Consider the following 19,019-nt stretch of genomic DNA (forward strand, 5'->3'; position numbering starts at 1 on the left):
CTGGGACCCACTTGTGTACGTCCGAATGTGTACGTCCGAACCGAAAGGGGCCCCGCGGTGCCTGCCATCTCCCGTGACGAGGTCGCGCACCTCGCGCGGCTGTCTCGACTCGCCCTGACCGATGCCGAGCTCGACGAGTTCGCCGGTCAGCTGGACTCGATTCTCAGCCACGTGAAGGTGGTCACCGAGGTGCCCGCCGAGGATGTTCCGCCGATGGCGAACCCGAACGCCGTCACCAACGTGACCCGTCCCGACGTGATCGTTCCCGGCCTGACGCCCGGGCAGGCGCTGTCCGGCGCGCCGGCCGTCGAGCAGGATCGTTTCGCCGTCCCGCAGATTCTTGGAGAGGGCGAATGAGCGCCGATCTGACCACTCTCGACGCCGCAGACCTCGCGTCGAAGATTCACAGCCGTGAGGTGTCGTCCGTCGAGGTCACCCAGGCGCATCTGGACCGCATCGCCGCTGTCGACGGTGAACTGAACGCCTTCCTGCACGTGGCGGGCGAGCAGGCCCTCGTGTCGGCGAAAGAGGTCGACAGCAGCCTCGCCGCAGGTGATGCTCCCGCCTCCCCGCTCGCGGGAGTTCCGTTGGCGCTGAAGGACATCTTCACCACCACCGACATGCCCACCACGTGCGCGTCGAAGATCCTCGAAGGCTGGGTCGCGCCGTACGACGCGACGCTCACGAAGAAGCTGCGCGAGGCCGGCATCCCGATCCTGGGAAAGACCAACCTCGACGAGTTCGCGATGGGATCGTCCACCGAGAACTCCGCCTACGGCCCCACCCGCAACCCGTGGGACACCACCCGCATCCCGGGCGGCTCCGGCGGCGGCAGCGCCGCGGCCCTCGCGTCCCGGCAGGCCCCGCTCGCGATCGGCACCGACACCGGTGGCTCGATCCGCCAGCCCGCCGCCGTCACGGCGACGGTCGGCACCAAGCCGACATACGGCACGGTGTCCCGGTTCGGTCTCGTCGCCTGCGCGTCCTCGCTCGACCAGGGCGGTCCGTGCGGCCGCACGGTGCTCGACACCGCGCTGCTGCACGAGGTCATCGCCGGGCACGATCCGCGTGACTCCACATCGATCGACGCGCCCGTGCGTCCGGTGGTGGCGGCTGCGCGGGAGGGCGCCGGCGGCAACCTGAAGGGCGTGAAGGTCGGTGTGGTCAAGGAACTGCACTCCGACAGCTACCAGCCCGGGGTCATCTCCTCGTTCGACGCCGCCGTCGCGCAACTCACCGAACTCGGTGCCGAGGTCGTCGAGGTGTCGTGCCCCAACTTCGAGTACGCGCTCGCGTCGTACTACCTGATCCTGCCGAGTGAGGTGTCGTCGAACCTCGCGCGTTTCGACGCCATGCGGTACGGGCTGCGCATCGACGAGGGCGACATGAGCGCCGACCAGGTGATGGCCGCGACGCGTGCCGCCGGCTTCGGCCCGGAGGTCAAGCGTCGCATCATGATCGGCACCTACGCGCTGTCGTCCGGCTACTACGACGCCTACTACGGTCAGGCGCTGAAGGTGCGGACGCTCATCGCCCGGGACTTCGACAAGGCGTACGAGAAGGTGGACGTCCTGGTGTCGCCCACCAGTCCGTTCACGCCGTGGAAGCTGGGCGAGAAGGTCGGCGACCCGCTCGCGATGTACCTGTCGGACCTGTGCACGCTGCCCACCAACCTGGCCGGGCACTGCGCGATGTCGGTTCCGTCGGGGCTGTCCGCGGACGACGGTCTGCCGGTGGGACTGCAGATCATGGCTCCCGCGCTGGCCGACGAGCGGCTGTACCGGGTCGGTGCCGCGTACGAGGCCGCGCGCGGTCCGATCGGCTCGCCGAGCTAGGGGCAGTCGGGCAGGGCGGTGCCCTGCTCACTGCCGTAGCGGTGTCCGTGCCCGGACGCGAAGTTCAGCGCGGACACCAGGTCGACACTCGTCTGCAGGAACGTGATGCCCGGAATCCATCGGGGGACCGGCGCATCACGTACTGCGAGCGAGAGGTCGGGTCGGTGCAGGATCAGGTCGGGCGACCACCACACCACCGGGTCGGACGTGTTCGCCAGCACCGTCGCGCCGTCCGTCAGCACGGAACCGGCGGGCGGGCCCGCCCACAATGCGCCGCAGACTCGCTCGCGGAGTTGGTCGGCGTCGTCGAAAATGGCACTGCCGCCGACGGATCCGAGGCTCTGGCCGTAGACGTACAGTGCGGGCCGCAGGACGTCGGGTAGGTCGGCGATCCGCTCGGCGACGGCGTCGAACAATGCTGCCGCCGAATGGTCTGCGGCGGAACGTCCGAACACGAAGGTGATCCAGCTCGGCAGGTACGAGTACTGCATGCCGACGATCGCGACGTCGTCGGCGAAGCGTTCCTCGAATCCTTCGGCCGCGTTCTCGTCGATCCACCCCGATCCGGTGGGCACTGTGACGACGACGGCGGACCGGGTGAATCCGCCCGCCCGCTCGAGCTCCGAGACCGCCAGCGCCGCACGTGATTCGACGTCCGGTGCCGAATCCATTCCCACGTAGGTGCGGATGGCGGCCGACTGCTCGCCCGCCGCCACGAATCGCCGTCCCTGGCGCCCGAGCGATTCCCAGCTGATCGCGGAGTCCGGGCCGCCGGACGATTCGGCCGACACCGGCCGGTGCAGGGACACGTCGACGAGCGCGTTGGAGTCGCTGTAGGAGCGGGACATCATCCCCCACAGCGCGGGTCCGGCGACCAGTTGCAGCCCGGTCGCGAGAACGACCGCGGTGGTGGCGCTGCCGATCCAGCCGAGACGACGGGCGACCGCGGCGACGACGCTGCCGATGCCGGCGAACAGCAGGAACGTCAGCGCCGCCCCGATGATCGCCTGCATCCAGTGGTCCGGTCCGATGCCCGGCATGCCCATCGCGGCGCGCAGCGAATCCTGCCAGTGGTCGGCGAGGACGATCGCCCACGTCACCACGATCATGGCGCCGATCAGGACCAGCAGACGCACCGACTCCCGCGGGGCGCCATGCGGGTGCGTGCGGGTGACGAGTCGCCGGAGCAGACGGACGAGGACGGCGATCCCGAAACCGACTGCGGCGAGGAATCCGGTGAACAGGGCCTGCGTCAGCGCACTGCGGGGAAGCAGCGAGGGAGCGAGCGACGCAAACGTCGCGGTGGTGACGGCGATCGTCGAGGAGGCGCGGGGGAGGGCGGAGAGCGGAATCGTCGTGGTCAGGGTGCGGCGCAGGGCATTCGGCGCGGTACGCGAGCGGGAGTGCGCCGGGCTCCGTCCGGGACCGGACAGAGCCGCGGTGGTCATGCGATCGCCCCGACCGAACGCGGGCGGCGGCGAATCGACCAGGCCGCGCCTGCGAGCAGTGCGGCGCCGGCGGCGCCGGCCAGCGCGTACGGGAGCCCGGCTTCGGTGACCGGCGTCGAATAGCCTTGACGCCAGCTGTTTCCGGTGACCGCGGTGGTCGCGATGTTGGCCATCACGAAGCACTGCGCCCGCGCCTGCTCGTCGAGACGGGAGTCACACGCGGTGTGCATCCGCTGATCCAGCTGCGCGTCGAGCGCCTGCCGGGCCCAGGGGCCGAGATCCTCGCCGGACCGCGACGCGTACCGCAGGAGGTCGTAGCCGAGGTCGTGGGCCTTGCACGCGGTGTCGAACTCGAGCGGCAGCGGGACGGGGGAGGAGCAGTCGCCGCCGGGATTGGCGAGCATGCCGTCGATCCGCACCGGTGTGTACCCCATCACCGATGCGAAGTCGTCGGGAACGGAGTCCTCGGTGAGCGTCGCCGGTGTGGTGAGGGTGTGTACCGCAGCGGAGGCGGCGGCGTTCTCGTGCCGGGGCGTGCTCGCCGCACCGGTGCCGGCGAATCCTGTCGTGGTCAGTAGCGCGGTGGCCGCGCACGCCACCGCGGCCCAAGTCGTTCTCCGTGTCCCCGTCGTTCGCATGACGACGACGTTATGAATTCGTGTTGCGCAGCCACATCACTCCCGGGTCCGGTTCGATCACTGGCCTCGTGGGGGGAGGGGGCCCCGATCTCATACTCCGGTACTACGTCGACGTGAGTCCGGGGTATGAGGACAGGCCGTGACCTGTGTTTCTAGTGTCGAGGGTGTGAAGACGAAGACGCGCATCCGGAGAGCCGCCGAAGGTCAGTGGCTGAACGTGGCAATCGTCGTGGTGACGGCGATCCTGTTCGCCGTGGCGTGGCCGACCCTTCAGCTGACTCACCAGGTCAGTCCTCCCATCCAACCGTTCGTGGCGGCGCTCGCGACGTTCCCGTTCCTGCTCATCCGGTCGAACCCCGCGCTGGCCTGGGCCGTCTCCGCGATCTCGGCACTGGTGATTCCGCGCGTCTTCGCGCTGCAGGACGGATACGACTACCCCTGGCAGGTGGTCCACATCCTCGTGATGCTCGCCCTCCTGGCCGCGGTCAGCATGCGGGCCGCCATCCCGGTCGTGGGTGTGGCGTGGATCTCCACCGTTCTCCTGTTCCTCGCCGACACCCCGGGCACCAACGGTCGCGGGTGGGCCGTGGGACTGACCGCCATCGTCGTGTTCGGCCTGCTGATCCGGTGGCTGGTGCTGTCGCGGCGGCAACTCGCGCAGCAGGAGGAGCTGAGCGAACTCGAGCGCACGCGCAGGACGATCCTCGAGGAGAAGGCGCGCATCGCGCGGGACCTGCACGACGTCGTCGCACATCACATGTCGATGGTCGTGGTGCAGGCGCAGAGCGCGCCCTACCGCATCGCGGGCATGTCGGACGAGACGCGGGCCGAATTCGAATCGATCGGAGCCGCAGGCCGCGCCGCACTGAACGAGGTGCGCGGACTCCTGGGTGTGCTCCGCAGCGACGGCCAGGTGGCCGAGCACGCGCCCCAGCCCGGGGTCCAGCAGATCAGTGAGCTGCTCGAGGGCAGCCGCAGGGCAGGAATCCCCGTCTCCTGGCACACCGACGGCGACCCGCGGCTCGTGTCGGAATCGGTCGGGTTGGTGATGTACCGCATCCTGCAGGAATCCCTCGCCAACACCGCCCGCCACGCGGCGGGCGCCGCGGTCGAGGTGACGATCGCGTACGAGACGCCGATCGCGTCCGTGTCGATCGTCAACGGCCCGCCGCGGCGGAGCCTCGTCTCGACCCTGACCAGGCACGAGTCGACGGGTGGCAACGGCATCATCGGGATGCGCGAGCGGGCGCAGGCGGTCGGCGGCGTACTCACCACCCACCTCCACGACAACGGCGGATTCGAGGTCCACGCCGAGTTCCCGGTCGCCTCCGCCTAGGCTGGCGGCGTGGCCATCACCGTATTCATCGCCGACGACCAGGCTATGGTCCGGCAGGGTTTCGGAGCCCTGCTCGCGTCCCAGCCCGACATCAGCGTCATCGGTGACGCCCCGGACGGGGCGGTAGCGGTGAGCGAGGTCAAGCGCCTGCGACCCGATGTGGTGCTGATGGACGTGCGCATGCCGGAGATGAACGGACTGGACGCCGCCCGCGTCATCCTGTCTGCGGGATTCGATCCGCCGGTGCGGGTACTCATGCTCACGACGTTCGACGTGGACGACTACGTGTACGAGGCGCTGAGCATCGGGGCCAGCGGCTTCATGCTCAAGGACGCGCCCGCGGAGGAACTCATCCGCGCGGTGCGGGTGGTCGCCGACGGCGAGGCGCTCCTCGCGCCGACCGTCACCCGGCGTCTCATCGCCGACGTCACCAGCCGCCGCAGCACCGCCCGCCGTAAACCGGCCGCGCTCTCGGCGCTGACGCCCCGCGAGCGCGAGGTGCTCGAACTCATCGCCCGGGGTATGTCCAACACCGAGATCGCGGAACGCCTGTTCGTCGCCGAGCAGACCGTCAAGACACACGTCGGGAAGGTGCTGTCGAAGTTGGATCTGCGCGACCGCGCACAGGCAGTCGTCCTGGCCTACGAGAGCGGTCTCGTCACACCCGGCTGAGTGAACACACCGATCCGAGGTGCTCGAACACGGTTCGAGCGGCAAGATGTGTATGAGAACCACCATCACCACACGAGACGACGAGGGGTGCTTGGATGCGGATCGGAATGCTCACCGGAGGCGGCGACTGCCCCGGACTGAATGCGGTGATCAGGGCGGTGGTGCGGACCGCCGCAGGCCGATACGGCAGCTCGGTGGTGGGATTTCGTGACGGCTGGCGTGGCCTGCTCGAAGATCGCAAGGTCGTGCTGTCCAACGACGACCGGATCGACCGGATCCTCACCCGGGGCGGCACCATCCTCGGCACCGCGCGGGTCAACCCCGACAAGTTGAAGGCCGGACTCGACCAGATCCGGCAGACGCTCGACGACAACGGGATCGACGCGCTCATCCCGATCGGTGGGGAGGGCACGCTCACGGCCGCGAGCTGGCTCGCCGAGAGCGGGGTGCCCGTGATCGGGGTTCCGAAGACGATCGACAACGACATCGACTGCACCGACGTGACGTTCGGTTTCGACACTGCGCTGTCCATCGCGACCGATGCGATCGACCGCCTGCACACCACCGCCGAGTCCCACCAGCGGGTGATGCTCGTCGAGGTGATGGGCAGGCATGCGGGCTGGATCGCGTTGCACTCCGGGCTCGCGACGGGCGCGCATCTCACTCTCGTTCCCGAGGTCCCGTTCGACGTCGGCGAAGTCTGCTCCCTCGTGAAGAAGCGTTTCCAGCGCGGTGATTCGCATTTCATCTGCGTCGTCGCGGAAGGCGCCACTCCGACTCCGGAGTCGATGAGTCTGCGTGAGGGCGGCATCGACGAGTTCGGTCACAAACGGTTCACCGGGGTCGCACAGCAGCTCGGCGACGAGATCGTCCGGCGCATCGGCAAGGAGGTGCGGACGACGGTGCTCGGGCACGTGCAGCGGGGCGGCACCCCGACGCCGTACGACCGGGTGCTCGCCACCCGCTTCGGGGTGCACGCCACCGACGCCGTCCACCGCGGCGACTTCGGCAACATGGTCGCGCTGCACGGCACGTCGATCGACCTCGTGCCCCTCGAGGAGGCCACCCGGCGCCTCAAGACGGTGCCGCGGGAGCGGTACGACGAGGCGGCCGCATTTTTCGGCTGACCGCGTTTTCCGGCGAACCGCCGGACGCATAAACTCTGTGGCATGACTGCTGTCGACACTCCGGACCTCCTCGACTACGACGACGTGCTCGCGAAGTACGAGCCTGTTCTCGGCATGGAGGTGCACGTCGAGCTCGGCACCGACACGAAGATGTTCTGCCCGTGCCCCACCGAGTTCGGCGCCGAGCCGAACACGCAGGTCTGCCCGGTGTGCCTCGGTCTGCCCGGGTCGCTGCCCGTCGTCAACGAGGCGGCGGTGGAATCCGCGATCCGGATCGGGCTCGCACTGAACTGTTCCATCACACCGTGGGGCCGGTTCGCGCGGAAGAACTACTTCTACCCGGACCAGCCGAAGAACTACCAGATCTCCCAGTACGACGAGCCGATCGCCACCGACGGCTACCTCGACGTCGTCCTCGACGACGGCACCACGTGGCGCGTCGAGATCGAGCGCGCGCACATGGAGGAGGACACCGGAAAGTCGCTGCACGTCGGCGGTGCGACCGGTCGCATCCACGGTGCCAGCCACTCGTTGCTCGACTACAACCGCGCCGGGGTCCCACTGGTCGAGATCGTCACCAAGACGATCAGCGGCGCCGGTGCCCGCGCCCCCGAGGTGGCCCGCGCGTACGTCACCGCGCTCCGCGACCTGCTGAAGTCGCTGAACGTGTCGGACGTCCGCATGGACCAGGGTTCGATGCGGTGCGACGCCAACGCGTCGCTGATGCCGATCGGGGCGACCGAACTCGGCACCCGCACCGAGACGAAGAACGTCAACTCCCTCAAGAGCGTCGAGGTCGCGGTCCGGTACGAGATGCGCCGCCAGGCCGCGGTGCTCGAGGCCGGCGGCGAGGTGATCCAGGAGACCCGGCACTTCCAGGAATCGGACGGCACCACGTCGCCGGGCCGCCGCAAGGAAACCGCCGAGGACTACCGATACTTCCCGGAGCCCGACCTGGAGCCGGTCGCGCCCAGCGCCGAGTGGGTCGAGGAACTGCGGGGCACCCTGCCCGAGCTGCCGTGGGTCCGCCGCGCCCGGATCCAGGCCGACTGGGGTGTCTCCGACGAGGTCATGCGTGACCTGGTCAACGCGAACGCCCTCGACCTCGTCATCGCGACCGTCGAGGCCGGTGCGCCGCCGGAGGCCGCGCGGTCCTGGTGGGTGTCGTACCTGGCGCAGCAGGCGAACACCCGCGGGGTGGAACTCGGTGAGCTGCCGATCACGCCGGCTCAGGTCGCGCAGGTGGTCGCGCTGATCGACAGCGGGAAGCTGAACAACAAGGTGGCCCGCCAGGTGGTCGACCACGTTCTCGCCGGTGAGGGCGACCCCGAACAGGTCGTCGCGGATCATCCCGAGCTCGTCGTCGAACGCGACGACACGAAGCTGAAGGCCGCCGTCGACGAGGCCCTGGCCGCGAACCCCGACATCGCCGAGAAGATTCGCGGTGGCAAGGTCGCGGCTGCGGGCAAGATCGTCGGCGACGTGATGAAGGCCACTCGCGGTCAGGCCGATCCGGCCCGCGTCAAGGAGCTGGTCATCGAGGCCTGCGGCGGCTGATCCCCTTCTGCACCAACGGGACGCTCGTTCGGATCAACCGAACGAGCGTCCCGTTCGTTGCGAGGGGGACGCGGCGCCGGGGCGCGGCCGTCAGTCGAATCCGCCGCCACCGGAGGGCAGGGGCATCTTGATGACGCGGTCGTCGTTGGGTCCGGGCTGACCGGAGGTCTTGTTGACGGTGCTCACCCAGATGAGCCCGTCGGGACCGAGTGCGGCGCCACCGAGTTGGCCGTACCGGTCCTGGACGATGACACCCGGTGCGGTGGTGACGGCGCCCGTGCCGGGGTCGGCGGCGAGCGCCGACATGGCCTTCGCGGTGCTCAGTGACACCGCCACGACATCACCGGCGGCGACGCAGCCGCCGACGCCGGGCCGCTCCGGCCACGTCCACACCGGAGACGACACCGCTCCGTCCGCGCTGACCCGGAGCAGCCGATCCTCCAGCGGGGTGCGGTCGGTGACCCACACGGCCACACCAGGGTCGACGCAGACCCCGCCCGCGGTCCCGATGCCCGACAGCACCACCTGCGGCCGGGGCTGGGCCGGCGTCGGTGCGGGCGACAGCGCGGTGACCTTCAGCAGTTTCCCGGCCAGCGACGCCGGATCGGCGGCAGCCGCCGGGTTGTTCGCGTTGCCGGTCAGGACCATCAGTTCGTCGCCCGAGAATTCGAGCGAACCCGCATTGCCCGTGTCACCGCGGGGGATCCCACCGAGAACCTCCTTGGCGGAGTCTCCCGGTGCGATCCGCACCACCCGGTTGTCCGCCGGGGTGGTGACGTAGGCGTAGATGAGGTTGTCCTCGACGAAACTCGGGGACAGCGCGATGTCGAGGAGGCCGCCGTCCGTGCTGCCGTCGACGTCGACGCGCGCGATCTCCTTGGGAGTCTGCCCCTGAGCGACCTGCAGGATGCGTCCGGTCCGGCGTTCCGCGACCAGAGCGGTGGCCCCGTCGGGGAGGACGACGAGTCCGCCGGTGGTGTCGAGACAGGTCGCGATGACACTGGGATCCGGATCCTGGCACGGTCCCAGCGGCCCGCTCGGCGGCGGGGTGGTCGTGGTGGACGGCGGCGGGTTCTCCGGCTCCACCTCCGCGCCCGACGCCCCCGTCGGCTCGGGTGTGAAGGGGGAGGACGCGGAGTCGTCGAATTTCGCGCACCCGGCGGCGAGGACCGCCGTCACGCAGAGTGCGGACATCGCCATCTTGCGGGACGCCGTGCGGCGCCGCCCACCCACCATCATGATGGAGACGTTACGGAAGAGTGCGAGGTCGCCGCCACGCCGGTTCCGCCTACCAGCGTTGTCCGGCGGATCGACCTAGGCTTGACGGTGTGACTGACATGCGGAAAGACCCCAGCGAGTCGTCGGACGACGGTGCCGCGCAGCAAGGCGCCTCACCCGGCTACGGCGGGGTCTCGAGCCCTTACGACCTTCCCACCGAGCGGTTTCCGTCGGCCACGCCGACATCCGGTTCCGCGGGACAGGGTCTGCCGCACACCGACGACGAACTCGATTACGGCGATGCGCGCGGCGCCGGTCTGCCCACCGAGCAGATCCCCGCGTACCGGCAGTCGGTGTCCGACGGGTCGGACCAGCCGACGCAAGTGATCGGCGCGACCTCCGGTGCGTCCCTCGGGGCCACGGCAGGTGACTCCTCGACCGACCGGCTCGGCGAGGGGGACGTGAAGATCGGCCGCGGCACCCTGGATCTCGGACTGCTGGCACTGCGACTCGCGGTCGGTGGCACGGCGCTGGTGCACGGTCTGCAGAAGCTGACCGGAATGTGGAACGGGCCGGGCCTCGACGGTTTCGAGGAGGTGCTCGTGAATTCGGGCTTCCAGCAGGCGAAACTGCTCGCGATCCTCGGTGCCATCGGTGAGGTCGCGGGCGGTGCGCTGCTGATTCTCGGTCTCGTCACTCCGTTGGCCGCCGCCTCGGTGCTGGCGGTGATGATCAATGCGTGGGCGTTCCGGCAGATCGCGGAGCCGGGACTCGAGTACTTCGCGCCCTCGGGCACCGAGTACGAGACGCTGCTCGGTGTGTGCGCGGGCGTGATCATTCTCACCGGGCCGGGCCGGATCTCGCTCGACGGCCGCCGCGGCTGGGCCACGCGGCCGTTCATCGGTTCGTTCGCCGCACTGATCCTGGGCGTCGCCGCCGGTGTGTGTATCTGGATCTTCCTCAACGGCGCCAACCCGCTCATCTGATCGTTTCCCTGAACCACGACTGCGCCGCACCCCGATCGGGAGTGCGGCGCAGTCGTTTTTGCCGGATCGGTGCCTGCCGAGGGTCAGCGCTGGACGAGTTCCGGGATGTTCTCCTCCTCCGGCGGGGCGGCCTGGGCCTGGGCGGCGAGCTTCTGCCCGAGGACGGACTTGCGGCGGCCGTAGGCGAGGTAGACGACGACTCCGAGGGCCATCCAGACGAGGAATCGGAGCCAGGTCTCGACGGACAGGTTCAGCATGAGCCATCCGCAGGCCAGGACGGCGAGGATGGGGACGAGCGGGACCAGCGGAACGCGGAATCCGCGGGGCAGGTCGGGGCGGGTGCGGCGCAGGATGATCACGCCGATGCAGACGAGCACGAACGCGAAGAGGGTGCCGATGTTCACCATTTCCTCGAGGGTGCCCATCGGGAAGAAGGCGGCGAGCACGGCGACGACGGCGCCGACGAACAGCGTGATGCGGACCGGGGTGCCCTTCTTGCCGGTCTTGGCGAGTCCGCGGGGGACGAGTCCGTCGCGGGACATGGCGAACAGGACGCGGGTCTGGCCGAGCATCATCACCATCACGACGGTGGTCAGGCCTGCGAGTCCGCCGAAGTTGATGGCGGTCTGCGCCCAGGTGATGCCGTGTGCCTCGAAGGCGGTCGCCAGGGTGGCGCTGCTGTCGCCGACGAGCGGGCTGCCGGTCTTGAGGTCGGTGTACTTGACCATGCCGGTGAGTACGAGGGTGACCGCGACGTAGAGCACGGTGACGATGGCGAGGGAGCCGAGAATGCCGCGGGGGAGCGCCTTCTGCGGGTCCTTGGTCTCCTCGGCGGTGGTGGCGACGACGTCGAATCCGATGAACGCGAAGAACACGAGGCTCGCGGCGGCGAGGAGGCCGTACCAGCCGTAGCTGCTGCCGTCCGCTCCGGAGAGGAAGGAGAAGAGGCTCTGGTGCACACCCTGTGCGGTGCTTTCGTTGCCCTCGGCCGGCGGGATGTAGGGGGCGTAGTTCTCCTTCTTGATGTAGAAGACGCCGACGGTGATGACGAGGAGGACGACGGCGATCTTGATGGCCGTGATCACGGCGGACACGCGTGAGGACACCTTGGTCCCGATCGCGAGCACGAGGGTGATGCCGCCGACGATGATCAGCGAGCCCCAGTCGAAGTCGACGGGCCCGAGGTGGGCGGTGGTGGATCCGCTGAATCCGAGGACGTTGCCCAGGTACAGCGACCAGCCCTTGGAGACGACGGCCGCCGCGAGGGCGAATTCGAGGATGAGGTCCCAGCCGATGATCCAGGCGACGAACTCGCCGAAGGTGGCGTAGGAGAACGTGTACGCGCTGCCCGCGACGGGCACGGTGGAGGCGAACTCGGCGTAGCAGAGGGCGGCCAGGCCGCACGCGATGGCGGCGAGGACGAAGGCGAGCGAGATGGACGGCCCGGCGACGTTGCCTGCGGTCCGGGCGGTGAGCGTGAAGATGCCGGCGCCGATCACGACGGCGACACCGAAGACGGTGAGGTCCTTCGCGGTGAGTTCCCTCCGCAGCCGGGTGTCGGGTTCGTCGGTGTCCGCTATCGATTGCTCAACGGATTTCGTTCGCCAAATGCCGACTCCTGGCATGTGTCGCTCCTAGGTTGTGTTCCCGATGGCCTCGTGGGCCGGAGATGTTCCGGTGGTGCTGCCGATTGTGATGTAGGTCTCAACGGCCAACTGAGGGAACCACTACTGAGCGCCGTGTGCAAGAAGCGTGGGCTCAACTGATCACATCGATCAGTAGAACCTGTTCTGGGGAGTTGCCGTTTGAGCGAGTTGATCACCCGTGAGCGCGGTCACATCCGAGGCGGAACTCGCGGTCGCACCGACGACCGAAGCCGGGTGCCGCGGCAGGAAACCTGCTGCGGCACCCGGCTTCGTGTGTGGCCGGAGCTGTCGGTGCGTGGGGTCAGGGGACCTGACGGACCGCGCCCTTGTCGGCGGACGTCGCCAGCGCGGCGTACGCGCGCAGGGCCGTGGTGACGGTCCGTTCGCGGTTCACCGGCTGCCACGGACGCTCGGACGACTCCATCTTCGCCCGGCGCTCGGCGAGCACCGCGTCGTCGACGAGGAGCCTCAGGGTGCGGGTCGCGATGTCGATGAGGATCTGGTCGCCGTCCTCCACGAGGCCGATGGCGCCGCCGCTGGCGGCTTCGGGGGAGATGTGGCCGATGGACAGTCCCGAGGAGCCGCCGGAGAAGCGGCCGTCGGTGATCAGCGCGCACTTCTTGCCGAGGCCGGAGCCCTTGAGGAATGCGGTGGGGTGCAGCATCTCCTGCATGCCCGGGCCGCCCGCAGGGCCCTCGTAGCGGACGACGAGGACCTCACCGGGCTGGATCTTCTTGCCGAGGATCACCGACACCGCCTCTTCCTGCGACTCCACGACGCGCGCGGGTCCCTGGAAGTGGAACAGGTCTTCGTCGATGCCTGCCGTCTTGATGACCGCGCCGTCGACGGCGATGTTGCCGCGCAGCACGGCCAGGCCGCCCTCGACCGTGTGCTTGTGCTCGAAATCGCGGATGCAGCCGTTCGCGGCGTCCGTGTCGAGCGACGACCAGCGGTTGTTCGTCGAGAACGGCTCGGTGGTGCGGACACCGCCGGGCGCCGCGTGGAACAGTTCGACGGCCTCGTCGGATGCCTTGCCGGACCGGATGTCCCACGTGTCGAGCCACTCGTCGAAGCTCTTCGTGTGCACGGTGGAGACGTCGCTCTCGAGCAGTCCCGCGCGGCGGAGTTCGCCGAGGATCGCGGGGATTCCGCCGGCCCGGTGCACGTCCTCCATGTGGTAGTCCGAATTGGGTGAGACCTTCGACAGGCACGGCACCTTGCGACTGATCTCGTCGATCTTGTCGAGGTCGAAGTCGTAGACCTCGCCCTCCTGCGCGGCCGCGAGGGTGTGCAGCACCGTGTTGGTGGAACCGCCCATCGCGACGTCCAGTGCCATCGCGTTGCGGAACGCGGCGGGTGTCGCGATGTTGCGGGGGAGGACGGAGTCGTCCTCGTCCCGGTAGTACCGCAGCGCGGCCTCGACGACGGTGGTTCCGGCGCGGGTGAACAGCGCGCGCCGGGCCTCGTGGGTGGCGAGTGTGGAACCGTTGCCCGGCAACGCCAGGCCGAGTGCCTCGGTGAGGCAGTTCATCGAATTCGCGGTGAACATGCCCGAGCACGACCCGCACGTCGGGCACGCGCTGCGCTCGACCTCGGCCAGCCCCTCCTCGTCGACGGCGTCGTTGGCGCTCGCCGAGATCGCCGTGATGAGGTCGGTCGGTGCCTGGGCGACACCGTTCACCACGACGGCCTTGCCCGCTTCCATCGGACCGCCCGAGACGAACACGGTGGGAACGTTCAAACGCAGTGCGGCATTGAGCATTCCGGGGGTGATCTTGTCGCAGTTGGAGATGCACACGAGTGCGTCGGCGGTGTGCGCGTTGACCATGTACTCGACGGAGTCGGCGATGATCTCCCGGCTGGGAAGGGAATACAGCATGCCGCCGTGTCCCATCGCGATGCCGTCGTCGACGGCGATCGTGTGGAATTCGCGAGGTACACCACCGGCGGCGCGGACGGCGTCGGCGACGATGTCGCCGACGTTCTTGAGGTGGACGTGCCCGGGAACGAACTGCGTGTACGAGTTGGCGATCGCGACGATCGGCTTCCCGAAGTCGGAGTCGGTCATTCCGGTGGCGCGCCACAGTGCGCGGGCGCCTGCGGCATTTCGTCCTGCGGTGGTGGTTCGGGACCTCAGCGGGGGCATGAGCGTATTCCTTAGTCAGCGTACGGAAGTACTGACAAACGCTACTCGCGCACTATTCCCCGTCTGTGTCCGGCCGGTTCTTCGCCGGTTGCCCGCCGTTCGATTCGGCGTCGGCGTGCCGGGCCGCTTCCTCGGCCGCGGCCGATGCCGCGTAGGGGTCGGTGATCCGGCCGCCGCTTGCTTCGGCGATGTCCGGGAGTCGGTCGAACGTGACGACGGGAAGGGTGACCTCGCCGCCGTCGGCCAGTGTCGCCCGGGCCCAGCCGCGCTTGGGGAAGCGGAATCCGGTGATCTCGGACCATGCGAGGGACCGTCCGCCGAACAGCCGGCGCACCTCGATTCCGTCGGGGGTGACCGTGGTGCGCACCCTCGCGACCCAGGCCACCGCGAGGATCGGGGCGATCACGAGCCAGCCGAAGGCGGCGGGCCAGCCGAAGATCGGGAACGACACGGCGAACAGGAGGAAGGCGCATCCCAGATAGGCCAGGGGAGAAATCCGGATGACCTGCTTGGGCGGCTTCGTCGTGTGGGATGATGATTCTGGTGGCACGGGCTGCTGCGGAGTTGACACCTCTACATCTTCGCACCGCAGCCGACGTATCTCATATTCTGGGACGGCCGACTCACCAAGTTGACTGTTCACCATTAGCGCGCCTACCGTCGAGCGCGTGAAACAGAATGAGTTGCTCGTAATCGGCCGGCGCGTCGTCGCCTGAGTCGATTTCTTCAACTCGCCAGATAACGACGCGCCACCCTCGTACAGCATCAGCTGACGGGGGTTTTTTGTTGCCCGGAGCCAGAATCAGAGGATTTCCCAGTGAGCGCACCAACCGCACGGCCTCAACCCACGCCGCGCAAGTCGGGGGCAGCAAGCCCGACGACCGCGGCCGCCGCGACTCAGACCGGTAGCCGCCGCCAACTCGCCCCCGAGCGGGTCAGTGGCGCCCAGTCCGTGGTCCGAGCCCTCGAGGAGCTCGAGGTCGACACGGTATTCGGCATTCCGGGTGGTGCCGTTCTGCCTGTCTACGACCCGCTCTTCGACTCGAAGAAGGTCCGGCACGTGCTCGTCCGTCACGAGCAGGGTGCAGGTCACGCCGCCACCGGGTACGCCCAGGCGACCGGCAAGGTCGGCGTCTGCATGGCGACGTCCGGTCCCGGCGCGACCAACCTCGTGACGCCGCTCGCCGACGCGCAGATGGACTCCGTTCCGGTCGTGGCCATCACCGGCCAGGTCGGCCGCGGGCTCATCGGCACGGATGCGTTCCAGGAAGCCGACATCTCCGGCATCACGATGCCCATCACCAAGCACAACTTCCTCATCACCGACGGCGTCGACATCCCCCGGATCATCGCGGAGGCCTTCTACCTCGCCTCCAGCGGCCGTCCCGGCGCGGTGCTCGTCGACATCCCGAAGGACGTCCTCCAGGCGCAGACCACGTTCTCGTGGCCGCCGGAGATGCGGCTGCCCGGATACCGTCCCGTCACGAAGCCGCACGGCAAGCAGGTCCGCGAGGCCGCTCGCCTGATCGCCGACGCGAAGCATCCGGTGCTGTACGTCGGTGGTGGCGTGGTCAAGGCCGAGGCGTCTCCGGAGCTGCTCGAACTGGCCGAGCTCACCGGGATTCCGGTGGTCACCACCCTCATGGCGCGCGGCGCGTTCCCGGACAGCCACACGCTGAACTGCGGCATGCCCGGCATGCACGGCACGGTCGCGGCGGTGGCGGCTCTGCAGCGCAGCGACCTGATGATCACGCTGGGCGCGCGCTTCGACGACCGGGTCACCGGTCAGCTCGATTCGTTCGCCCCCGACGCCAAGGTCATCCATGCCGACATCGACCCGGCGGAGATCGGGAAGAACCGGTACGCGGACGTCCCGATCGTGGGCGACTGCAAAGAGGTCATCGTCGAGCTGATCGAGGCGATCAAGGCCGACCTGGCCACCGGAACCACGCTGGACCTCACCGAGTGGTGGGCGTACCTCGACGGGATCCGCCGCACGTACCCGCTCAGCTACGACCGTCCCTCCGACGGCGCGCTGTCCCCGGAATACGTGATCCAGTCGGTCGGCAAGCTCGCCGGTCCCGACGCGATCTACTGCGCCGGCGTCGGCCAGCACCAGATGTGGGCCGCGCAGTTCGTCAACTACGAGAAGCCACGCACCTGGCTGAACTCCGGTGGTCTCGGCACGATGGGGTACGCCGTGCCCGCCGCGATGGGTGCCAAGATGGGCATGCCCGACACCGAGGTGTGGGCCATCGACGGTGACGGCTGCTTCCAGATGACCAATCAGGAACTCGCCACCTGTGCGCTCGAGGGCATCCCGATCAAGGTCGCGCTCATCAACAACGGCAACCTCGGCATGGTGCGCCAGTGGCAGACGCTGTTCTACGACGAGCGGTACTCCAACACCAACCTCGGCACGCACGGCGCCGTCCGGATCCCCGACTTCGTCAAGCTCGCGGAGGCGTTGGGCTGCCACGGGATTCGCGTCGAGCGCGAAGAGGACGTCGAGGCGGCGATCCGTGAGGCACAGGCCATCAACGACAAGCCGGTGGTGATCGATTTCATCGTCGGCGCCGACGCCCAGGTGTGGCCGATGGTCGCGGCGGGCACGAGCAACGACGAGATCATGGCGGCGCGGGGCATCCGTCCGCTGTTCGACGACGACGAGGCGGCCGCCGAGCCGGCCGTCATTCACGAGGCCATGGAGCGCGAGCAGCGTTCGGGCACTGCCGCAGCGGCCGGGGAGGAAGATCAGTGAGCACCAGCCACACCCTCAGTGTTCTCGTCGAGGACAAGCCGGGCGTGCTGGCCAGGGTGGCCGCGCTGTTCTCCCGTCGTGGGTTCAACATCGAATCGCTCGCCGTCGGTGGCACCGAGCTTCCCGAGATCTCACGCATGACCATCGTCGTGACCGTCGACGAGTTCCCGCTCGAGCAGGTGACCAAGCAGCTGAACAAGCTCGTGAACGTCATCAAGATCGTCGAGCAGGACGGTGAGGCCTCCGTCGCCCGCGAGCTGGTGCTGATCAAGGTGCGAGCCGACGCCAGCGTGCGCACGCAGGTGATCGAGACGGTGAATCTGTTCCGCGCCAAGGTGATCGACGTCTCCCCGGAGTCGGTCACGATCGAGGCGACTGGAACGCGATCCAAGCTGGATGCGCTGCTGCGGATGCTCGATCCGTACGGCATTCGGGAGATCGTGCAGTCCGGGGTCGTGGCCGTGGGACGGGGGCCGAAGTCCATCACGGCCACTCGCTAGTACTTTAGATACGCAAATCCAAGAAAGAGGTTGAACTGTGGCAGTCGAGATGTTCTACGACGACGATGCCGATCTGTCGATCATCCAGGGCCGTAAGGTCGCTGTGATCGGTTACGGAAGCCAGGGCCACGCGCACTCGCTGAGCCTGCGCGACTCGGGCGTCGATGTGCGTATCGGTCTCAAGGAAGGCTCGAAGTCCCGCGCGAAGGCCGAGGAGCAGGGCCTGACCGTCGGTACCCCCGCCGAGGTCTCGGAGTGGGCCGACGTGATCATGGTGCTCGCACCCGACACCGCGCAGGCGTCGATCTTCAAGGAGGACATCGAGCCGAACCTGAAGGACGGCGACGCGCTGTTCTTCGGACACGGCCTCAACATCCACTTCAAGCTGATCGAGGCTCCGGCAGGCGTCACGGTCGGCATGGTCGCCCCCAAGGGCCCGGGCCACCTGGTGCGTCGTCAGTTCGTCGACGGCAAGGGTGTTCCCGCGCTCATCGCGATCGACCAGGACCCGACGGGTGAGGGCCAGGCTCTCGCGCTGTCCTACGCCAAGGCCATCGGTGGCGCCCGCGCCGGCGTCATCAAGACCACGTTCAAGGAAGAGACCGAGACGGACCTCTTCGGCGAGCAGGCCGTGCTGTGCGGTGGCACCGAGGAACTGGTCAAGACCGGTTTCGAGGTCATGGTCGAGGCCGGCTACGCGCCCGAGATGGCGTACTTCGAGGTGCTGCACGAGCTCAAGCTCATCGTCGACCTCATGTACGAGGGTGGCATCGCCCGCATGAACTACTCGGTGTCCGACACCGCGGAGTTCGGCGGCTACCTGTCCGGCCCGCGAGTCATCGACGCCGGCACCAAGGAGCGCATGAAGGCGATCCTCGCCGACATCCAGTCGGGTGAGTTCACCCGCCGTCTCGTCGCCAACGTCGAGAACGGCAACACCGAGCTCGAGGGCCTGCGCAAGGCCAACGCCGAGCACCCCATCGAGGTCACCGGCAAGAAGCTGCGCGACCTGATGAGCTGGGTCGATCGGCCGATCACCGAAACCGCTTAGGTTTCACCGCTTTACAGTTCCACCGCAACACCGGCCCGATGTCGCGTCGGCCTCGTCGGAGGTCCCGCAACGGCATCGGGCCGGTGTTGTTTCGTGCC

At 68.4% G+C, this 19,019-nt stretch carries 16 protein-coding genes; 10 read left to right on the forward strand and 6 right to left on the reverse strand.

Annotated elements, in window-relative coordinates; genetic code table 11:
- Positions 1-57 precede the first annotated feature (57 nt).
- Both gatC and gatA read left to right on the forward strand, forming a co-directional pair.
- Positions 58-357 carry an Asp-tRNA(Asn)/Glu-tRNA(Gln) amidotransferase subunit GatC gene (gene gatC, locus ACFU5V_RS19025; RefSeq protein ID WP_378436358.1) on the forward strand — a complete coding sequence of 100 codons (300 nt, stop codon included), beginning with the start codon at positions 58-60 and terminating at the stop codon, positions 355-357.
- Positions 354-1,835: an Asp-tRNA(Asn)/Glu-tRNA(Gln) amidotransferase subunit GatA gene (gatA, locus tag ACFU5V_RS19030; protein ID WP_378701216.1), complete on the forward strand. Its 1,482-nt coding sequence runs from the start codon at positions 354-356 to the stop codon at positions 1,833-1,835. The genes gatC and gatA overlap by 4 nt, the downstream gene beginning before the upstream one ends.
- Here the strand turns inward: gatA and ACFU5V_RS19035 are convergent.
- Positions 1,832-3,283, reverse strand: a complete 1,452-nt coding sequence (locus ACFU5V_RS19035) for an alpha/beta-hydrolase family protein (protein ID WP_378701218.1) — start codon at positions 3,281-3,283, stop codon at positions 1,832-1,834. The genes gatA and ACFU5V_RS19035 overlap by 4 nt on opposite strands.
- Complete coding sequence (locus ACFU5V_RS19040) at positions 3,280-3,921, reverse strand: hypothetical protein (protein ID WP_378701220.1); 642 nt, start codon at positions 3,919-3,921, stop codon at positions 3,280-3,282. Before ACFU5V_RS19040 ends, ACFU5V_RS19035 begins: the two co-directional genes overlap by 4 nt.
- A gap of 139 nt (positions 3,922-4,060) precedes the next feature.
- Here ACFU5V_RS19040 and ACFU5V_RS19045 point away from each other — a divergent pair, with 139 nt between their 5' ends.
- The 4 genes from ACFU5V_RS19045 to gatB all read left to right on the forward strand — a co-directional run bounded on the left by ACFU5V_RS19045 (position 4,061) and on the right by gatB (position 8,613).
- Positions 4,061-5,257, forward strand: coding sequence for a sensor histidine kinase (locus tag ACFU5V_RS19045; protein ID WP_378436366.1), 1,197 nt, complete (start codon positions 4,061-4,063; stop codon positions 5,255-5,257).
- Positions 5,258-5,266: 9 nt separating this feature from the next.
- Positions 5,267-5,929: a response regulator transcription factor gene (locus ACFU5V_RS19050; protein ID WP_015890224.1), complete on the forward strand. Its 663-nt coding sequence runs from the start codon at positions 5,267-5,269 to the stop codon at positions 5,927-5,929.
- Positions 5,930-6,024: 95 nt separating this feature from the next.
- Positions 6,025-7,056, forward strand: coding sequence for an ATP-dependent 6-phosphofructokinase (locus tag ACFU5V_RS19055; RefSeq protein WP_378436369.1), 1,032 nt, complete (start codon positions 6,025-6,027; stop codon positions 7,054-7,056).
- Between the two features lie 42 nt (positions 7,057-7,098).
- Positions 7,099-8,613 (forward strand): Asp-tRNA(Asn)/Glu-tRNA(Gln) amidotransferase subunit GatB, encoded by a 1,515-nt coding sequence (gatB, locus tag ACFU5V_RS19060; RefSeq protein ID WP_378701222.1) that lies wholly within the window; start codon positions 7,099-7,101, stop codon positions 8,611-8,613.
- 90 nt (positions 8,614-8,703) lie between these two features.
- On the opposite strand, the gene ACFU5V_RS19065 is transcribed toward gatB, so the two are convergent.
- A complete protein-coding gene (locus ACFU5V_RS19065; protein WP_378701223.1) occupies positions 8,704-9,852 on the reverse strand; it encodes a PQQ-dependent sugar dehydrogenase in 1,149 nt (382 codons plus the stop codon).
- 98 nt (positions 9,853-9,950) lie between these two features.
- Between ACFU5V_RS19065 and ACFU5V_RS19070 the strand changes: the two genes are divergently transcribed.
- Positions 9,951-10,817, forward strand: coding sequence for a DoxX family protein (locus ACFU5V_RS19070; protein ID WP_378701499.1), 867 nt, complete (start codon positions 9,951-9,953; stop codon positions 10,815-10,817).
- Positions 10,818-10,900: 83 nt separating this feature from the next.
- Here the strand turns inward: ACFU5V_RS19070 and ACFU5V_RS19075 are convergent, their stop codons facing one another.
- From ACFU5V_RS19075 to ACFU5V_RS19085, 3 genes are all read right to left on the reverse strand, one after another.
- On the reverse strand, positions 10,901-12,442 hold the full coding sequence (locus tag ACFU5V_RS19075) for an amino acid permease (RefSeq protein WP_378701226.1): 1,542 nt from the start codon (positions 12,440-12,442) through the stop codon (positions 10,901-10,903).
- 322 nt (positions 12,443-12,764) lie between these two features.
- Entirely contained in the window at positions 12,765-14,609 is a 1,845-nt protein-coding gene (gene ilvD / locus ACFU5V_RS19080) for a dihydroxy-acid dehydratase (protein WP_378701228.1), read from the reverse strand.
- Between the two features lie 52 nt (positions 14,610-14,661).
- Entirely contained in the window at positions 14,662-15,159 is a 498-nt protein-coding gene (locus ACFU5V_RS19085) for a PH domain-containing protein (RefSeq protein ID WP_378701501.1), read from the reverse strand.
- 267 nt (positions 15,160-15,426) lie between these two features.
- On the opposite strand from ACFU5V_RS19085, the gene ACFU5V_RS19090 reads away from it, so the two are divergent.
- The 3 genes from ACFU5V_RS19090 to ilvC are packed head-to-tail and all read left to right on the forward strand — an operon-like array spanning position 15,427 to position 18,921.
- On the forward strand, positions 15,427-17,370 hold the full coding sequence (locus ACFU5V_RS19090; RefSeq protein WP_378441156.1) for an acetolactate synthase large subunit: 1,944 nt from the start codon (positions 15,427-15,429) through the stop codon (positions 17,368-17,370).
- The gene (ilvN, locus tag ACFU5V_RS19095) at positions 17,367-17,870 is read left to right on the forward strand and encodes an acetolactate synthase small subunit (RefSeq protein WP_015890233.1); all 504 of its coding nucleotides are present in this window, start codon (positions 17,367-17,369) and stop codon (positions 17,868-17,870) included. Before ACFU5V_RS19090 ends, ilvN begins: the two co-directional genes overlap by 4 nt.
- Positions 17,871-17,919: 49 nt before the next feature.
- Entirely contained in the window at positions 17,920-18,921 is a 1,002-nt protein-coding gene (ilvC, locus tag ACFU5V_RS19100) for a ketol-acid reductoisomerase (protein ID WP_378441160.1), read from the forward strand.
- The last annotated feature ends 98 nt before the right edge of the window (positions 18,922-19,019 follow it).

Origin of the sequence: Rhodococcus sp. NPDC057529 (assembly GCF_042802055.1) — a bacterium.
Lineage (GTDB): Bacteria > Actinomycetota > Actinomycetes > Mycobacteriales > Mycobacteriaceae > Rhodococcus_F.